We start from the raw sequence: 16347 nt of genomic DNA on the forward strand, positions 1-16347 counted from the left end.
CCAGGGGGCGAACGGGCGGCGGAACGGGCGCGTCGGGTCCATCGGCAGCCCGCGCGGAGCCGCGCCGGGGTCGGGCTGCGGCAGCAGCGGGGTCAGCTCCCGGTGCACGGCGGCGGCGTCGGGCGGCCGCTGCCCCGGGTCCGCGCCCAGCAGCCGCAGCACCAGCGCCTCCATCGGCTCGGGCACGTCGGGCCGGATCCGGCGCAGCGGCACCGGGGGCTCGTGGACGTGCCGGTGGAGCGTGCCGAGGGCGGAGGATCCCTCGAAGGGGACGGTCCCGCCGAGGAGTTCGTGCAGCACGATGCCGAGCGAGTAGAGGTCGCTCCAGGGGCCGACGGGCCGTCCGAGGGCCTGCTCCGGCGCCATGTAGGCAGGGCTGCCGACGGGCGTCCCGGTCTGGGTGAACCGGGTCGCCTCGTCGTCGAGCAGTGCGGCGACGCCGAGGTCGAGGACGACCAGGGTGCCGTCCTGACGGATCATCACGTTGCGCGGCTTGAGGTCGCGGTGGACGGCGGGGACGGCGTGCACCGCCGCCAGGGCGGGGCACAGCTGGGCGGCCACGGCGACCGCCCAGGGCCAGGGGTAGGGGCCGTTCTCGGCGAGGTGGTCGGCGAGGTCGGCGCCCTCGACGTACTCCATGGCGAGGTAGAGGTCCTCGCCGTCCTCCCCCGCGTCGTAGACGGTGACCAGGCCGGGATGGTTGACCCGGGCGGTGACCCGGGACTCGCGGGCGAAGCGCCGTCGCAGCTCATCGGCCCGGGCCGGGTCGGCCAGCAGCGCGGGACGCAGCAGCTTGACCGCGACGCGGCGGCCGAGGACGCGGTCGTGTGCGCTCCAGACCTGGCCCATGCCGCCCTGGCCGACCAGGGACTCGATCGCGTAACGCCCGCCGACGGTACGGGCGTTCACTCGGCGCCGCCGCCCTGCTCGCGCAGCAGCCGACTCAGGTCGTCCAATTCGGCCCGCACCTGCGCGATCCGCCCGTCGGCCGGGACGGGCCCGGCGGCCGGCACCGGGACGGCTCCCGGGTACGACGGGTACGGGACCGGCGACGCCGACGGTGCGTGCGGCGCGGGCGGCAGCGGTGCGGACGGTACGGGCGGAACGGGGGCCCCCGGACCCGGGGGTGCCTGCTGCGCGCCCGCGAACGGCGGCGGGGTGGCGGTCGCGGGGCCGAACTGCCCGGAGTGCGACGGGAGTCCGGCGGCTCCGGGATGCCAGACACCGGTAGCGGCCGCAGCGGCGAGACGGCGTTCCCGGCGCAGCCGGGCCAGCTGCAGGTCGGCCATCAGCGCGTACACGGATGCCGTCGCCGAGAGCAGCAGCACCAGCGCCGTACCCACGTTGCTCTGCCAGTCGCTGTCCGTCCGGGACTGGCCGATCAGCACGAACACGGCGGCGACGACCGCCAGGCACACGCCGAGCAGCACCCCGTCGCGGACGCGGCGGCGGACGGCGAGGATCCAGGCGAACGGAACCCAGGCGAGCAGCCCGACGCTGGCGAGCGGGAGGGCCGTCAGCACGATCCGCCAGAGCACCCACAGCACGCGGACCGCCGGGTGCTCACGCTTGAGCGGCGGCGCGGAAATCGGGCCGGGGCCGTACATGCGCAGCTCCAGGGGTCGGTCGGCGGACGCCCGTAGCGTACCGTCGCCTCAGCCCGGGGCTGCCCCGGCCTCCGCCCCGCCGTCGTGCAGGGCCTGCCCGTAGCGGCGGCCCAGCTCCGCGGCCTGTTCCAGGGCCTGCTCGAACTCCGCCACGGCGCGGGCGAGTTCGCCGTGCCGGCGCTGCTCGGCCGGCGGCAGCCGGGGCACCTCGAGGCGGCGCAGGTCGAGCCGGGTGGCGGTGGAGGTGTAACTGCTGGCGCGGCGGCTGGCTGCCGTGCTGCGCAGCACCCCGGCGAGAAACCAGGGGTCGAGCGTGTTCGGGTCGGGGCGCAGCAGTTGCAGCGTCCGGTCCAGCGGGACGCCGGCCGAGGCGGCGTCGACGACCCGGACGGTGGCGGTGGTGCCGAGGACGGGCACCACGACGTCGCCGGGCCTGGTGGTGGTCGGCTCGGCGGCGGTGCCGGAGTGGACGGTGAGCGCCCCGGCCCGGACGAGGTCGCCGACGGTGGTCGCGGGCCCGGTCGGCGCGGGCTGCTCCGGGACGGGCGGGACCAGCCGCGCGGCACGGGTCAGGGCCGCGGTCAACTCCTCGTGCAGCGCGGCGAGTCGGGGTCCGGACCCGGCTGCGGCGGGAGGCGGCAGGAACCGTGCCGGCGTGATGTCCACATCCTCGTCCAGGAGCTCGACGACCGGGACGGCACGGCTGGTGCCGGGCCGGTCGGCGGGGCGGCCGGCCGAGAACTCCGCCCACAGCCCCGTGACCGTGCGCTGCAGCTCCGGCCATCCTTGTCCGGCCAGTCCGGCGGTCTCGACGAGGAGCACCTGCTGGGGCGGCGCGGCCCCGGGTTCGGGCCGCCCCAGCACCCACAGGTGCAGCGGGATGCCGTGCGGCGCCGCGGCCCCGGCGGGCAGGGCGACGACGGCGCGGAGCGCACCGCGGCGAACCAGGTCCGCGCGGATGCGTCGGCCCGAGCGGCGCGCGGCGACGGCGGGCGGCAGCAGCAGCACGGCCCGGCCGCCGGGGCGCAGGTGGGCCAGGGCGTGCTGGACCCAGGCGAGTTCGGACTCGGTGCGCGGCGGCAGGCCGTACTCCCAGCGTGGGTCGTAGGCCAACTCCTCATGCCCCCAGTGCCGTTCGTTGAACGGCGGGTGGCACAGCACGGCGTCGGCCCCCGCGTCCCAGAGCAGGGCGTCCTCACGCAGGCTGTCCCCGGTGCGGATGCGGACGCGGGCCCGGGTGCCGAGGGCCAGCCGCAGGGCGGCCAGAGCTGCCTGCTCGGGGTCGAGCTCCCGGCCGCCGAGGACGGTGGCGGTGGCAGGCGCGGCGAGCAGTCCGCCGGGCCCGCAGGCGGGGTCGAGCACGTGCGCGGCGGGCCCCGCGAGGGCCGCCATGAGCCCGGCGGTCCCGGCCGGGGTCGTGGGCGCGTGCCGCGCCGCGGCTTCGAGTTGACGGCCCAGCAGGAAGGCGAAGGCCTGCTGCGGGCCGTCCTCGCGGGCGAGGGCCAGACCATCGGCCAGCTGCGGCAGCGCCTCGGTGAGGTCTCCGGGCTCGGGCAGCGGAACCGGGTGCCCGGCCCCCAGTCGCTCCTCCAGCAGGGTACGAAGGGTGGCGAGCGCCCCGGGGATCCCGTCCGGCGTTCCGGGCCAGGCCCCGGGGCGTTCGCGCTCCAGCAGCAGCACCGCGCCCAGGCGCGCGAGGGCGGCGGCAGGTCCGGCGGGGTCCTGCGCCACCTGCTGCCACACGGACTCGGCGAGCGGGATCCGGGTGAGCTTGCCCTGGTCCCGCAACCAGCCCTCGACCTCACTCAGGTCGAAGGTGGGGCTGCTGGGGCTGCCGCCGACCGGCTGGGGGAAATCGGGATGGCGGCGGCGCCAGTTGCTGACGGCTGCCGGCCGCACCCCCGCGAGCCGGGCGATCCCGCTCGCGGTCACCTCGTTCCGCCGGAGCGACATCGTCCGGGCTCCTTCCCCCCAGTGGTCTGCGTTGCGGCGATCATACACACGAGTTCACGCCCACGAGGCGTGTTGACTCACTTAACAGTCCATGCTGTGATTGCGCCGCATCACACGGACCATCGCCCGCACCACAGCCAGGGAGTGACGCCCCGTCATGACGAACCCCCTCCGCCGCCGCGCCCTCACCGCACTGCTGTGCGCCTCCACCGCCCTCGGCCTCGCCGCCTGTTCCTCGGCGGCGGGCACCAAGAGCTCTGCGGACAAGGCCGCGACCAGCTCCGCCTCGGCCGCCCCCGCCGACCCGACGGCCGGGCTGCCCACCGGCACCAAGCTCAAGTCCCTGCTGCTCCCCCACTCCGTCCTGCCGAAGACGCTCAAGGCCGACCCGTCGGGCGACCAGGACAGCGGCGGCACGTACACGCAGCCCAGCGACGAGAAGGTCCCGGCCGCCAAGGCCTGCCCCGGCCTGAACGCGACCGACTGGATCGGAGCCACCGGCGTGGGCAGCGACTCCTTCGCCGCGAGCGACGCCACGGACCGCTACAACAACATGTTCGCCCAGCAGTTGGACGCGTTCGAGGGCGACGGCGCGCAGCGGGCGATGGCGGCGCTGCGCAAGGTCTTCGCCGAGTGCAAGAGCTTCACGATCAAGCAGGACGGCCAAAGCCTCCACTCCAAGCTGACCCAGAAGACGCTGCCCGGGCTCGGCGACGACGCGGTCGAGGCCGTCATCACCTCGCCCGACTTCGACGGCGGCGACACGCTGGTCGCGGTCCGCGTCGGCAAGGTGGTGGTCACCACCCTCGCCTCCGACCAGAAGACCACCGGCGGCTACGGCGTCGCCCTCACCCGGAAGCTGGTCGCCCGCGTCCGCTGACGGAGCGTCACTTCCGGCGCAGCAACGCCAGATACATCGCGTCGGTGCCGTGCAGGTGCGGCCAGAGCTGGACGTCCGGGCCGTCGCCGAGATCGGGGACGCCCGGCAGGAACGCGCGGGCGTCCACCCACTCGACGTCGTCCCGGCCGCGCAGCACGTCCTGCACCACCACGCGGGTTTCCGCCAGGTGCGGCGAGCAGGTCGCGTAGCCGACCACGCCGCCGGGACGCGTCGCGTCCAGAGCCGAGCGCAGCAGGCCGCGCTGCAGCGGCGCGAACCGGGCGACGTCGGCCGGCTTGCGCCGCCACCGGGACTCCGGGCGGCGACGCAGCGCGCCCAGACCGGAGCACGGGACGTCCACCAGCACCCGGTCGAAGCTCTCCGGCCGCCACGCCGGGCGCGTCCCGTCGGCGGTGATCACCTGGTAGGGGCCCGGGTTGCCCTCCAGCGCCCGCGCCACCAGCCGCGCCCGGTGCGGCTGCACCTCGGACGCCACCAGCGTGGCCCCGCGCCCGGCCGCCAGCGCGGCCAGCAGCGCGGCCTTGCCCCCCGGCCCGGCGCACCCGTCCAGCCACCTCGTGTCCCGGCCCTGGACGGGCACCGCCGCGAGCGCGGCCGCGACCAGCTGGCTGCCCTCGTCCTGCACCCCGGCCCGGTTCTCCCGCACGGCGGGGATCGTCGCCGGGTCGCCGCCCTCGGCCAACCGCAGCGCGAACGGCGACCAGCGGCCCGGCGCTAACGCGTCGTCAGGCAGCGAGTCCCGCAGCTCGGCCACGGTCGCCCGCCCGGGCCGGGCGACCAGCGTCACCTCCGGCCGGTCGTTGTCGGCGGCGAGCAGGTCCTCCATGGCACTGCGCCCGCTGTAGCCGGGCTGCCAGACGCCCAGGCTGTCCCACAGCGCGGAGACCACCCAGCGCGGGTGCGAGAAGTGCACGCCCAGGTGCTCCTCGGCGTCCTCGTCGTAGGACGGCGCGACGCGGTCCAGCCACTCGTCCAGATCCCGCTCGGAGATCCGGCGCAGGACCGCGTTGACGAACTTGGCGGGCCCGTCGGTGAGCACGGTGCGCGCCAGGTCGACGGTCGCGGAGACGGCGGCGTGGGTGGGGATCCGGGTGCCGAGCAGCTGGTGCGCCCCGAGCGAGATGACGTCCAGGACCGGCGGATCCATCTTCCCGAGCGGCCGGTCCGTGCAGGACGCGATGATCGCGTCGTACGCGCCCCGCATCCGCAGCGTGCCGTACACCAGCTCGGTCGCGAAGGCGGCGTCCCGCCGGTCGAAGTCGGGGTACTGCTGCTGGGCCTTGCGCAGCAGCGACGGCAGGACGAGGTTGGCGTACGCGTCCCGCTCGTCCACGGCGCGGAGCGCGTCGAACGCCACCCGCCGGGCCGGATCGGTCCTCGGCTTGCGGTACGGACGCTTCTTCGGTGCGGGGGTGCTCATCTGACGGTGCTCCAGAAAATGTTCTGACGATTGCTATGCACGATCGGGGGGCGAGGAACCGCGCGACCAGCCCGCCCCCACGGAGGTCCGACCCGCACACGCGGCCGAACCGCCCCGAGTGGTGTGTTGCCCGCGCTGGCGACACTCCCGGCATGGGGGTGCTCCCGGCCGGGGGCCTGGGGGAGGGCGGGGGATCCTCGCGCCCCTGGCGGGGCGGGCGACTCACCCCAGCCGCTCGGCTGCCTCGATGCGGGAACCTCGGGCCCAGTCTCCCGCGCCCATGCGCTTCTTGCCCTGCGGCTGCACCTCCCCGAGCTCCACCTCGAAGCTCCCGGTGCCCACCCGCACGCTGTTCTTGGCCACCGCGATCTCCCCGGGCGCCAGCGCGTTCCCCTCGGTGATCCGGACCGGGCCGAGCTTCAACCGCTCGCCGCGGAACAGCGTCCACGCGCCCGGCGCCGGCGTGCAGCCGCGGACGACCCGGTCGACCCGCAGCGCGGGCGCGGTCCAGTCGACCCGGGCGTCCTCGACCGTGATCTTCGGCGCCAGCGTGATCCCCTCCGCAGGCTGCGGGCGCGGGACCAGCTCGCCGCTCTCGACGCCGTCCATCGTCGCCGCCAACAGCCGTGCGCCGGACCGGGACAGACGCTCCAGCAGGTCCCCGCTCGTGTCGGTCGGGCGGACCTCCTCGGTCACCATGCCGTAGACCGGGCCCGAGTCCAGTCCCTCCTCGATCAGGAACGTGGAGGCGCCGGTGACCTCGTCGCCGGCCATCACCGCATGCTGCACCGGGGCCGCGCCGCGCCATGCGGGCAGCAGCGAGAAGTGCAGGTTCACCCACCCGTGCCGGGGCACGTCCAGCGCCGCCTTCGGCAGCAGCGCGCCGTAGGCGACGACCGGGCAGCAGTCCGGAGCGATCTCCGCCAGCCGGGCCAGGAAGTCCGGGTCGCGCGGCCGGGCCGGCTTCAGCACCTCGATCCCGGCCTGCTCCGCCCGCTGGGCCACCGGGCTGGCGACGAGCCTGCGGCCGCGCCCGGCGGGGGCGTCGGGCCGGGTGACGACGGCGGCGACCTCGTGGCCGGAGGCCAGCAGCGCCTCCAGCGACGGGACGGCGACCTCGGGGGTACCGGCGAAGACCAGCTTCATCTGTTGCGTCGTGCCTTTCTGGTCGTGCTTCTGGCGGTCCGTCAGAACGCGCGGCCGAAGGTGGCGTGCGGGGAGACCTTCACCTGCGGGGCGGTCCCGTCCTGGGACCACTCGGCCTCGCGGATGGCCTTCATCGCCGCCTTGCGCTGCTCGCGGTCGAGCCGGTCGATGAAGATGATGCCGTCCAGGTGGTCGGTCTCGTGCTGGATGCAGCGCGCCAGCAGCTGGGTGCCCTCGATGGTGACCGGGTCCCCGTACATGTTGAAGCCCTTGGCGACCACGCCGTAGGCGCGCCGGGTGTCGAAGGTGAGGCCCGGCAGGGACAGGCAGCCCTCGCCCCCGTCCTGCGTCTCGTCGGTCAGGTCGAGGCTCGGATTGACCAGATGGCCCAGCTCACCGTCCACGTGGTAGGTGAACACCCGCAGCGAGACGCCGATCTGAGGGGCCGCCAGGCCCGCGCCCGGAGCGTCCTGCATGGTCTCGGTGAGGTCCTTGACCAGGGTCCGCAGCTCCTTGTCGAAGTCGGTGACCGGCTGCGCCTTCATGCGCAGCACCGGGTCGCCGAAGATCCTGATCGGCTGGATGGCCATGGCGCGGTCCTCGGGTCGTTGGGCCTTCTGGGTGGTCACGGAGAGACAAGTCTAGAGGCCGCGCGCCCCTCGGAGATCCGCGCACGCCCCCTGCGTGACCGAAGGCGGTGGTCGGCCGTTTGTCAAAAGAGATTGACCGACGGGAGAGGCCAGAACGCACCATGGTCGAACAAGCCACCCACGACGCCCGGACGCGGGCCAGCCTGCACCTGCTGGTTCGGGACATCGAACGAGTCCGGCGCCAGGTCGATGCGCTGCGGACCCTGACCGCCCAGCTCGGCAACGTCTACCGGCCCCGGCGTCCCACGACCGCCAACGGCTTCGTCGTCTACGGCCGCGCGCCCGCGCCCACGGTCCGGCTCGCACAGGAGCTGAGGGACAGCGTGGAGGGCCTGGTCGCGGCAGCGGTCGAGTTCGACCGCTCGCTCGGCTTCTCCTGGGACGCCGTCGGCTCCGCACTGGGCGTCACCAAGCAGGCCGTGCACCGCCGTTACGGCGTGCGCCGCGGCTCGCCCGACGGCACGCCGCGGGCGCTGGCCGCGGAGGCCGCGGCGCAGGACCCCGCCCCCCAGAGCCCGCAGCCCGGCCTCTCCGGCACGATCCCGGCAGCCCGCCGCAGCCCCGTCGTCCCACCCCGCAGACCCCTGCAGTAATCCGGTGGAGGCGGAACCTCCCCCACCCCGGCGGGAGGCCCGCCGCCCAACGCGGCCGGCCCATCGAGAGAACGGCAGTGCCAAGTCCCTGGGCCCACCCGGCGGTCAGACCCGGGAGGCTGGCCACGCCCCGGCCCCGCCCCGAGGAGATCCGTTCCTTCCCCGGGCCTACCCAGGAGGTCGCCCACCTCCCACGCCAGGGCCGGGAGGTCCGCCTCGTACGGGGCCGCCCAGGGAGGTCGTCCACATCCCAGGCCCGCCCCAAGAGGGGCCGGCCCCGGCCCCGGGTGGGTGGGCCGCTCGGGACGGGCGCGCACGGCGAAGCCGCCCAGCATCGGCGTGGCGGCACCCGCAGGGAGGGGGCCGCGTCAGCCGATGTCGGGCGGGTCGATCCGAACCCGGACCGGGTCGCCGGCCTTGCGGACGAGCCTCGCCGCCTGCGCGGCCTTGAGCGCGGCCGCGAGCGCGGCCCCGCTCCCCGGGCGGACCCGGATCAGCGCGCGTTCCTGCGGCTCCTCCCCCGGGCGCAGCGCGGGCACCGGGACAGGACCCAGCACGTCGGCGTCCGCGGGCAGGCGCACCAGTGCCAGCAGGTCCGCGACCCCCGCCGCGCTCCCGGTCACCGAGGCCATCCGGGACACCGGCGGGAAGCCCAACTGCTCGCGCTCGTCCAGCTCGGAGAGCGCCTGCCCGGCCGGGTCCCAGCGCACCAGCGCCTGCACCGGGCGCAGCGTCGGCTCGGCCACGATCACGACCACGCCGCCCTCACCCGCCGGCCGCACCAGCGCGGAGGCGCCGAGCCAGCGCCGCAGGGCCTCCTCGCCCGCGCGCAGGTCGGGGCGGGAGAGCATGGCCCAGCCGTCCAGCAGCAGCGCGGCGGCGTAGCCGCCCGCCGCGACCGGCTCGGCTCCGGGCGTCGAGACGACGAGTGCCGGCGCCTCGGACACCGCGGCCAACACACCGTCACGTCCCGAGGTGCGCACGGGAACTGACGGAAAGGCACGTCCCAGCTCGTCCGCGGTGCGCCGGTGTCCGAAGACCTGGCCGCGCAACCGGAAGGACCCGCACGCGCGGCAGTGCCAGTCGATCTCCGGACGCCCGCACCAGCCGCAGTGCAGCGGCTCGCCCTCGCCGCCGGCTTCCAACGGGCCCTCACATGCCGTGCAGCGGGCGGGTTCCCGGCACCGGGCACAGGCCAGCCGGGGGACGTAGCCGCGCCGGGGCACCTGCACCAGCACCGGCCCGCGGGTCAGCCCCTCCTGCACCGTCCGCCACGCGAGGCTGGGCAGCCGGGCCGCGTGCGCGGCGGCGTCCCGGGCCAGCTCCTCGTCGCCGACCGTGCGCACCAGGGGCGCGGCGGCCCGCACCGCGCCCCGCTCGGCCGCGAGCGGGCGGGCCCAGCCGGTGCGGACCAGCTGCGCCGCCTCCACGGTGACCGACAGGCCGCCGATCAGGACCGCCGCCCGCTCCTCCGCCGCGCGCAGCAGCAGCACGTCCCGGGCGTGGGGCTGGGGGGCGTGCTGCTCGGCGTGCGAGGAGTCGCCGTCGTCCCAGATGGCGACCAGGCCGAGGTCCCGCACCGGGGCGAACATCGCCGCCCGCGTACCGACGACGGCGCGGACCGTGCCCCGGTTGACGGCCAGCCAGCGCCGGTAGCGCTCCTCGGCGCCCAGCTCGGCGGTGAGCGCGACGTGCCTGCCCTCGCCCACCAGCGCTCCCAGCGCCTCGTCGGCGCGGGCCACGGCACGCCCGTCGGGCAGCAGGACGAGCGCCCCGCGCCCGGACGCCAGCGTCGCCGCGACGGCGCGGGCCAGTTCCTCCGGCCAGGTCGGTCCGGGGAGCGCCGTCCACACGGCGCGCGGGGTCTGCCCCGCCGCGAGCGCGGCGAGGAACGCCTCCCCCTGCGCGTACCGCTGCCAGCTCCCGGCCGCCGGCGCGGCGGGGGGCGGCAGCGGCGGCCGGACCGGCTCGCCCTCCGGGGGGGTGGGCTTGGNGGCCGGACCGGCTCGCCCTCCGGGCGGTTGTGCTTGGGCGGGACGGCGAGTTGGAGCACGTCGGCCAGTGTGCCCGCGTACCGGTCGGCGACCGCGCGGCACAGCTGGAGCAGACGGGGCGTCAGCACCCTTTCCGGGGACAGGACCTGACTGAGCGGGGCGAGCGGTCCCGCGAAGTCGCTCTCGGCCAGCCGCTCGACCACGTACCCGTCGACCAGTGTCCCCCCCTCGCGTCGGCCCTGGCCCTTGACGACCCGCCCGCCGAAGCGGACGCGGACCCGGACGCCCGGTTGCGCGGCCTCGTCGAGCCGGGCCGGGACGGAGTAGTCGAAGAACTGGTCGAGGTGGGACAGCCCCCGGTCCACGACGACGCGGGCGACCGGCAGGCGGGCCGCGCTGGGCTTCGGCCGCGGCCGCGAGCGCGCACGTTTCAGCTCGGCACGGACCAGCTCCAGCTGCTCCATGCCGCCACCGTGCTGCTCAGCTGCGGGTTCGGCCATCTCCACCACTGTCCTACCAGATGGCGCCGACACGGCCGCCGGCCCGGCACAATGCGAACCATGGCGAACATCGACGAGTACAGCGGTGGGCAGCACTCCCCCGACGTCCTGGTGGTGACCACCAACGACGTGCCCGGCTACCGGGTGGACAGGGTGATCGGCGAGGTCTTCGGCCTCACCGTGCGCTCGCGGAACCTCGGCAGCCAGCTCGGCGCCGGCCTCAAGTCCCTTGCCGGCGGGGAGCTCCGGGGCCTGACGAAGACCCTGGTCGAGGCCCGCAACCAGGCGATGGACCGCCTGGTCGAAGCGGCGCGGGCCCGGGGCGCGAACGCCATCCTCATGATGCGGTTCGACGTCAGCGAAGCCGGCGGCAACGGCGCGGAGATCTGCGCCTACGGCACCGCGGCCGTCATTTCACCCCTGGGTTAGTCGCACCGCCCCGAAGGGGCCGGGGGACCGCGCGAGGAACACACCACTCGGGGAGGTCCGTCCCGCGGCCGGGGTCGGACCTCCCCGAGTGGTGCGTTGCTCGCCCCTGGCGGGTGCTGCTACTCCGCGACGGCCTGCTTCAGGGCGTCGACGCGGTCCGTCCGCTCCCAGGTGAAGTCGGGCAGCTCGCGGCCGAAGTGGCCGTAGGCCGCCGTCTGGGCGTAGATCGGGCGGAGCAGGTCCAGGTCGCGGATGATCGCGGCCGGACGCAGGTCGAACACCTTGGTCACGGCTTCCTGGATCTTCAGCACCGGGACGGTCTCCGTCCCGAACGTCTCCACGAACAGGCCCACCGGCTCGGCCTTGCCGATCGCGTACGCGACCTGCACCTCAGCGCGCGTGGCCAGGCCCGCGGCGACGATGTTCTTGGCGACCCACCGCATCGCGTACGCGGCGCTGCGGTCCACCTTGGACGGGTCCTTGCCGGAGAACGCGCCGCCGCCGTGGCGGGCCATGCCGCCGTACGTGTCGATGATGATCTTGCGGCCGGTCAGGCCGGCGTCGCCCATCGGGCCGCCGATCTCGAAGCGGCCGGTCGGGTTGACCAGCAGCCGGTAGCCCTCGGTGTCCAGCGCGATGCCGGCGTCGGCCAGCGCCTTGAGCTCGGGCTCGACCACGAACTCGCGGATGTCCGGCGCGAGCAGCGAGTCCAGGTCGATGTCGGACGCGTGCTGCGAGGAGACGACGACGGTGTCCAGGCGGACCGCCCGGTCGCCGTCGTACTCGATGGTGACCTGGGTCTTGCCGTCCGGACGCAGGTACGGGATGGTCCCGTTCTTGCGGACCTCGGTGAGCCGGCGGGAGAGCCGGTGCGCCAGGTGGATCGGGAGCGGCATCAGCTCGGGCGTGTCGTCGCAGGCGTAGCCGAACATCAGGCCCTGGTCGCCGGCGCCCTGCTTGTCGAGCTCGTCCTCGTCGCCCTCGACACGGGCCTCGTAGGCGGCGTCGACACCCTGGGCGATGTCCGGCGACTGCGCGCCGATGGACACCGAGACGCCGCAGGAGGCGCCGTCGAAGCCCTTCTTGGAGGAGTCGTAGCCGATCTCGAGGATCTTGTCGCGCACCAGCTGCGCGATCGGCGCGTAGGCCTTGGTGGTGACCTCACCGGCGATGTGCACGAGGCCGGTGGTGATCAGCGTCTCGACGGCCACGCGGGACGTGGGGTCGTCCTTGAGCAGGGCGTCGAGGATGGTGTCGCTGATCTGGTCAGCGATCTTGTCGGGGTGGCCCTCGGTGACGGACTCCGAGGTGAACAGGCGGCGAGACACAGCGCTCCCTGGGTTGCAGCGGCTGCTGACTGAACATCAGCGGCGAACCGCCTCTGACGTCCGGAAAGACTTTGGAGAACTACTGACCGGAGTGTAACGAACGGCGTGGCCGACAGTACCAACCGGTCTCAGGTTTTGGATCAGGTTTCGGAACCGAGCCGCGCCGCGACCAGATCCCAGACCACGTCGGCGAGTGCGCTCTTGGGCCCGTGCGGGACCGGTGTCTCGGTGCCGTCGGCACCGAGGACCACGGCTTCGTTGTGCTCGCTGCCGAAGGTCTTGTCGACGCCGACCTCGTTGACGACGAGCAGGTCACAGCCCTTGCGGGCGAGCTTGGCCCGGCCGTTGGCGAGCACCTCGTCGGTCTCGGCGGCGAAGCCGACGACGACCTGGCCCGCCCGGGCGCGGTCGGCGGAGATCTCGGCGAGGATGTCCGGGTTGCGGACCAGTTCGACGGGGGCGGGCTCGACGCCGTCCTTCTTCTTGATCTTCCCGGCGGCCATGGCGGCCGGACGGAAGTCGGCCACCGCCGCCGCCATGACCACGGCGTCGGCGTCCTGACGGGCGTTCAGCACCGCCTCGCGCAGCTCCAGCGCCGTTCCGACGCGGACGACGTCCACCCCGGCCGGCGCCGGCAGGGACACGTTGGCGGAGACCAGGGTCACCCGCGCGCCACGCGCAGCGGCGACCTGGGCGAGGGCGTAGCCCTGGCGTCCTGAGGAGCGGTTGCCGAGGAAGCGGACGGGGTCCAGGGGCTCACGGGTCCCTCCGGCGGAGACGACGACATGACGGCCCGCCAGGTCGGCGACCCCGGCGTCCGCGCCGCGGGCCAGCACCCGCTGGCACAGCTCGAAGATCTGCTCGGGGTCCGGGAAGCGTCCCTTGCCGGTGTCCGCGCCGGTCAGCCGGCCGACGGCGGGCTCGATGACGATGGCACCGCGGCGGCGCAGCGTGGCGACGTTCTCCTGGGTGGCCGGGTGCTCCCACATCTCGGTGTGCATGGCGGGCGCGAAGACGACCGGACAGCGCGCGGTGAGCAGCGTGTTGGTGAGCAGGTCGTTGGCGTTGCCGTGGGCGGCCTTGGCCAGGATGTCGGCGGTGGCGGGGGCGACCACGAGCAGGTCGGCGTTCTGGCCGATGCGCACGTGCGGCACCTCGTGGACGGTCTCCCAGACCTCGGTCTCCGCGGGCTGCCCGCTCAGCGCGGCCCAGGTGGCGGCGCCGACGAAGTGCAGCGCGGAGGCGGTGGGGACGACCCGCACGCGGTGCCCGGACTCGGTGAAGCGCCGCAGCAGCTCACACGCCTTGTAGGCGGCGATCCCGCCGCTGACCCCGAGGACGACGTTCATTGCGGCGCACACCCCTGACTCGAACCTGACCCGAAGGAACTCCACCACGGCGCAAGAAAGCCGCGGACCATTCCATGATGGTCCGCGGCTCCCTCAAGCCGAACTTGCCTGTCCGGACGTACCGGACCTACTGGGCGGCCTCGACGGCCTCGGCCGTGAGCATACCGGCGTTGATCTCGCGCAGCGCGATCGACAGCGGCTTCTCGTGGACGTGGGTGTCGACCAGCGGGCCGACGTACTCCAGCAGGCCCTCGCCGAGCTGCGAGTAGTAGGCGTTGATCTGACGGGCGCGCTTGGCGGCGTAGATCACCAGGCTGTACTTGGAGTCGGTGGCCTCGAGCAGCTCATCGATCGGCGGGTTGATGATGCCTTCGGGCGCTGTCATCGAAGAGGACACGCGAGAACCTTCCGCAGAAAAAGATCAGACTACGTGGAGCAAGGCTAGCAGCTCGGCCGCTACATCCTCGACGGAGGTGTTGACAAGGGTCGTGTCGAACTCGCTCTCGGCGGCCAGCTCGACCCGGGCCTGCTGCAGCCGCTCCTCGATGACCTCGGCGGACTCGGTGCCACGGCCGGTGAGCCGGCGGACGAGCTCCTCCCAGGAGGGCGGCGCGAGGAAGACCAGCTGGGCGTCGGGCATCGACTCGCGGACCTGGCGGGCGCCCTGGAGGTCGATCTCCAGCAGCACCGGCTCGCCGGCGTCCAGCTTCTCCTGGACGGCGGCCCGGGGGGTGCCGTAGCGGTTGCCGGCGAAGACCGCCCATTCGAGCAGCTCGCCGTTGGCGATGAGCTTGTCGAAGATGTCGTCGTCGACGAAGTGGTACTGAACTCCGTCCCTCTCGCCCGGCCGCGGCTTGCGGGTGGTGGCGGAGACGGAGAGCCAGACCTCGGGGTGGGCTGCGCGCATATGAGCGACGACCGTGCTCTTGCCGACCCCGGAGGGGCCGGAGAGCACGGTCAGCCGCGGACGTTCACTCATGTACCGATTATCCAGGAACCTGGACGCCTGCCGAACCCCGGGGCGCGGAGTCAGGACGCAGCGCCGCCGAACTCGCGCTCCAGGGAGGCGATCTGGTTCGTTCCCAGGCCGCGCACGCGGCGGCTCTCGGAGATGCCGAGACGCTCCATGATCTGCTTGGCGCGGACCTTGCCCACGCCCGGCAGGGACTCCAGCAGGGCGGAGACCTTCATCTTGCCGATCACGTCGTTCTCCTGGCCGGCCTTGATGACCTCGTGGAGCGACGCACCGGAGTGCTTGAGCCGGTTCTTGATCTCGGCGCGCTCCCGGCGAGCCTCAGCTGCCTTGGCGAGCGCAGCCGTGCGCTGCTCAGGGGTAAGGGGCGGAAGTGCCACGCCGTTCACCTCAGTGTTCGAACGAAACTAACAGGACAGGTCGGAGCCCAGGATCTCCCTCGGCCCTTGTGCTCGGACACTACCCCTCTCGGCGGCTCCCGTCAGGGAAAAGTGCAGAAAACTCCTGCTCAGGCCGTCTGGACAGGGCAACTGGGCCGACTTTTCCGGCAATTCGGGCGGATATCCGGAGGGAACTTGGCCGCCTGGGCCAGTTTCGGAGAAGTCGCAGCTCAGACCGTCACCGAGGTTTCACACGATCCTCACACGCCGACGGCGGCCCGGATCTCCTCGGCATAGCGGTCCGCGGAGGCGCGCAGCGCCGCCACCGACGGGCCGTGACGCAGCACGTCGCGGGACACGTTGGGGAGCACGTTGCGGGCGGCCGCGCCGAACAGCTTGGGGAGGTCCGCCGGGGTCGCCCCCTGCGCGCCGACGCCCGGTGCCAGCAGGGCGCCGTTGATGGCGAGGTCCGCCTCGTCGACGTCGGAGAGGGTCGCGCCGACGACCGCGCCGAAGGAGCCGAGCGGCTCCTCGCCCGCGTTCTCGGCGGCCAGCCGGGCCAGGATCTCCTGCGCGACCGTCCTGCCGGAGCGGGCAGTCGACCGCTGCACCTCGTGGCCCTCGGGGTTGGAGGTGAGCGCCAGCACGAACAGGCCGGAGCCGGCGGCCCGGGCCGCGTCCACGGCGGGCTGCAGCGAGCCGAAGCCGAGGTAGGGCGAGACGGTGAGCGCGTCGGAGAACAGCGGGCTGGAGGTGGCCAGGAAGGCCTCGGCGTAGGCGGCCATGGTGCTGCCGATGTCGCCGCGCTTGGCGTCGGTCAGCACCAGCGTCCCGGCGGAGCGGGCCTCGGCGATGCCGGCCTCCAGTACCGCCAGGCCCTTGCTGCCGAAGCGCTCGAAGAAGGCGACCTGCGGCTTGAGCACCGCGACCCGGTCGGCCAGTGCCTCGACCACCGTGCGGGAGAAGCGCTCGAGACCGGCCAGGTCGTCGTCGAGCCCCCAGTCGCGCAGCAGCGAGGCGTGCGGGTCGATGCCGACGCAGAGCGGGCCGCGGGTGTCCATGGCGGCGCGCAGTCGGGCGCCGAAGGGAGCGGTCATCGAGTCTCCTCGTGGGAAGTCGGTGAG

At 74.1% G+C, this 16347-nt stretch carries 15 protein-coding genes and 1 pseudogene; 3 read left to right on the forward strand and 13 right to left on the reverse strand.

The window, feature by feature from the left end; all coding sequences use genetic code 11:
- The 3 genes from ACFP3V_RS14945 to ACFP3V_RS14955 form a co-directional block, all read right to left on the reverse strand.
- Positions 1-909: serine/threonine-protein kinase (locus ACFP3V_RS14945; RefSeq protein WP_380583501.1), on the reverse strand; the 909-nt coding region annotated here is incomplete at its 3' end.
- Positions 906-1607 carry a hypothetical protein gene (locus ACFP3V_RS14950; protein WP_380583502.1) on the reverse strand — a complete coding sequence of 234 codons (702 nt, stop codon included), beginning with the start codon at positions 1605-1607 and terminating at the stop codon, positions 906-908. The genes ACFP3V_RS14950 and ACFP3V_RS14945, both read right to left, overlap by 4 nt.
- A 48-nt stretch (positions 1608-1655) precedes the next feature.
- The gene (locus ACFP3V_RS14955; protein WP_380583503.1) at positions 1656-3560 is read right to left on the reverse strand and encodes an N-6 DNA methylase; all 1905 of its coding nucleotides are present in this window, start codon (positions 3558-3560) and stop codon (positions 1656-1658) included.
- Between the two features lie 157 nt (positions 3561-3717).
- On the opposite strand from ACFP3V_RS14955, the gene ACFP3V_RS14960 reads away from it, so the two are divergent.
- Entirely contained in the window at positions 3718-4440 is a 723-nt protein-coding gene (locus ACFP3V_RS14960; protein ID WP_380583504.1) for a hypothetical protein, read from the forward strand.
- A 7-nt stretch (positions 4441-4447) separates the two neighbouring features.
- Here the strand turns inward: ACFP3V_RS14960 and ACFP3V_RS14965 are convergent, their stop codons facing one another.
- The 3 genes from ACFP3V_RS14965 to def all read right to left on the reverse strand — a co-directional run bounded on the left by ACFP3V_RS14965 (position 4448) and on the right by def (position 7617).
- Entirely contained in the window at positions 4448-5881 is a 1434-nt protein-coding gene (locus ACFP3V_RS14965; protein WP_380583505.1) for an RsmB/NOP family class I SAM-dependent RNA methyltransferase, read from the reverse strand.
- 222 nt (positions 5882-6103) lie between these two features.
- Positions 6104-7027 carry a methionyl-tRNA formyltransferase gene (gene fmt / locus ACFP3V_RS14970; RefSeq protein WP_380583506.1) on the reverse strand — a complete coding sequence of 308 codons (924 nt, stop codon included), beginning with the start codon at positions 7025-7027 and terminating at the stop codon, positions 6104-6106.
- A 41-nt stretch (positions 7028-7068) separates the two neighbouring features.
- Positions 7069-7617, reverse strand: coding sequence for a peptide deformylase (gene def / locus ACFP3V_RS14975; protein ID WP_380583528.1), 549 nt, complete (start codon positions 7615-7617; stop codon positions 7069-7071).
- Between the two features lie 161 nt (positions 7618-7778).
- Here def and ACFP3V_RS14980 point away from each other — a divergent pair, with 161 nt between their 5' ends.
- A complete protein-coding gene (locus ACFP3V_RS14980) occupies positions 7779-8270 on the forward strand; it encodes a hypothetical protein (protein ID WP_380583507.1) in 492 nt (163 codons plus the stop codon).
- A gap of 368 nt (positions 8271-8638) precedes the next feature.
- On the opposite strand, the pseudogene ACFP3V_RS14985 reads toward ACFP3V_RS14980, so the two are convergent.
- A pseudogene (locus ACFP3V_RS14985) lies at positions 8639-10764 on the reverse strand (primosomal protein N').
- Between the two features lie 60 nt (positions 10765-10824).
- Between ACFP3V_RS14985 and ACFP3V_RS14990 the strand changes: the two are divergent.
- On the forward strand, positions 10825-11193 hold the full coding sequence (locus ACFP3V_RS14990; protein WP_380583508.1) for a YbjQ family protein: 369 nt from the start codon (positions 10825-10827) through the stop codon (positions 11191-11193).
- 119 nt (positions 11194-11312) lie between these two features.
- On the opposite strand, the gene metK is transcribed toward ACFP3V_RS14990, so the two are convergent.
- The 6 genes from metK to pyrF all read right to left on the reverse strand — a co-directional run bounded on the left by metK (position 11313) and on the right by pyrF (position 16320).
- The gene (metK, locus tag ACFP3V_RS14995; protein ID WP_380583509.1) at positions 11313-12521 is read right to left on the reverse strand and encodes a methionine adenosyltransferase; all 1209 of its coding nucleotides are present in this window, start codon (positions 12519-12521) and stop codon (positions 11313-11315) included.
- Positions 12522-12661: 140 nt separating this feature from the next.
- Positions 12662-13870: a bifunctional phosphopantothenoylcysteine decarboxylase/phosphopantothenate--cysteine ligase CoaBC gene (gene coaBC / locus ACFP3V_RS15000; protein ID WP_380583510.1), complete on the reverse strand. Its 1209-nt coding sequence runs from the start codon at positions 13868-13870 to the stop codon at positions 12662-12664.
- A 127-nt stretch (positions 13871-13997) separates the two neighbouring features.
- Complete coding sequence (gene rpoZ / locus ACFP3V_RS15005; protein ID WP_380583511.1) at positions 13998-14267, reverse strand: DNA-directed RNA polymerase subunit omega; 270 nt, start codon at positions 14265-14267, stop codon at positions 13998-14000.
- A gap of 24 nt (positions 14268-14291) precedes the next feature.
- Entirely contained in the window at positions 14292-14849 is a 558-nt protein-coding gene (gmk, locus tag ACFP3V_RS15010) for a guanylate kinase (RefSeq protein ID WP_380583512.1), read from the reverse strand.
- Between the two features lie 50 nt (positions 14850-14899).
- Positions 14900-15223 carry an integration host factor, actinobacterial type gene (mihF, locus tag ACFP3V_RS15015; RefSeq protein WP_042372926.1) on the reverse strand — a complete coding sequence of 108 codons (324 nt, stop codon included), beginning with the start codon at positions 15221-15223 and terminating at the stop codon, positions 14900-14902.
- A 260-nt stretch (positions 15224-15483) separates the two neighbouring features.
- Positions 15484-16320, reverse strand: a complete 837-nt coding sequence (pyrF, locus tag ACFP3V_RS15020; RefSeq protein WP_380583513.1) for an orotidine-5'-phosphate decarboxylase — start codon at positions 16318-16320, stop codon at positions 15484-15486.
- Positions 16321-16347: the final 27 nt, after the last annotated feature.

The sequence above is a fragment of the Streptacidiphilus monticola genome, assembly GCF_042658505.1.
Taxonomy (GTDB): Bacteria; Actinomycetota; Actinomycetes; order Streptomycetales; family Streptomycetaceae; genus Streptacidiphilus; species Streptacidiphilus monticola.

What these genes read in the sequence shown, in the direction of transcription:
- fmt (WP_380583506.1), bottom strand. Translation starts at nt 7,027, where the DNA reads ATGAAGCTGGTCTTCGCCGGTACCCCCGAGGTCGCCGTCCCGTCGCTG.
- ACFP3V_RS14955 (WP_380583503.1), bottom strand. Translation starts at nt 3,560, where the DNA reads ATGTCGCTCCGGCGGAACGAGGTGACCGCGAGCGGGATCGCCCGGCTC.
- ACFP3V_RS14960 (WP_380583504.1), top strand. Translation starts at nt 3,718, where the DNA reads ATGACGAACCCCCTCCGCCGCCGCGCCCTCACCGCACTGCTGTGCGCC.
- gmk (WP_380583512.1), bottom strand. Translation starts at nt 14,849, where the DNA reads ATGAGTGAACGTCCGCGGCTGACCGTGCTCTCCGGCCCCTCCGGGGTC.
- def (WP_380583528.1), bottom strand. Translation starts at nt 7,617, where the DNA reads ATGGCCATCCAGCCGATCAGGATCTTCGGCGACCCGGTGCTGCGCATG.
- ACFP3V_RS14950 (WP_380583502.1), bottom strand. Translation starts at nt 1,607, where the DNA reads ATGTACGGCCCCGGCCCGATTTCCGCGCCGCCGCTCAAGCGTGAGCAC.
- pyrF (WP_380583513.1), bottom strand. Translation starts at nt 16,320, where the DNA reads ATGACCGCTCCCTTCGGCGCCCGACTGCGCGCCGCCATGGACACCCGC.
- ACFP3V_RS14965 (WP_380583505.1), bottom strand. Translation starts at nt 5,881, where the DNA reads ATGAGCACCCCCGCACCGAAGAAGCGTCCGTACCGCAAGCCGAGGACC.
- ACFP3V_RS14990 (WP_380583508.1), top strand. Translation starts at nt 10,825, where the DNA reads ATGGCGAACATCGACGAGTACAGCGGTGGGCAGCACTCCCCCGACGTC.
- coaBC (WP_380583510.1), bottom strand. Translation starts at nt 13,870, where the DNA reads ATGAACGTCGTCCTCGGGGTCAGCGGCGGGATCGCCGCCTACAAGGCG.
- ACFP3V_RS14980 (WP_380583507.1), top strand. Translation starts at nt 7,779, where the DNA reads ATGGTCGAACAAGCCACCCACGACGCCCGGACGCGGGCCAGCCTGCAC.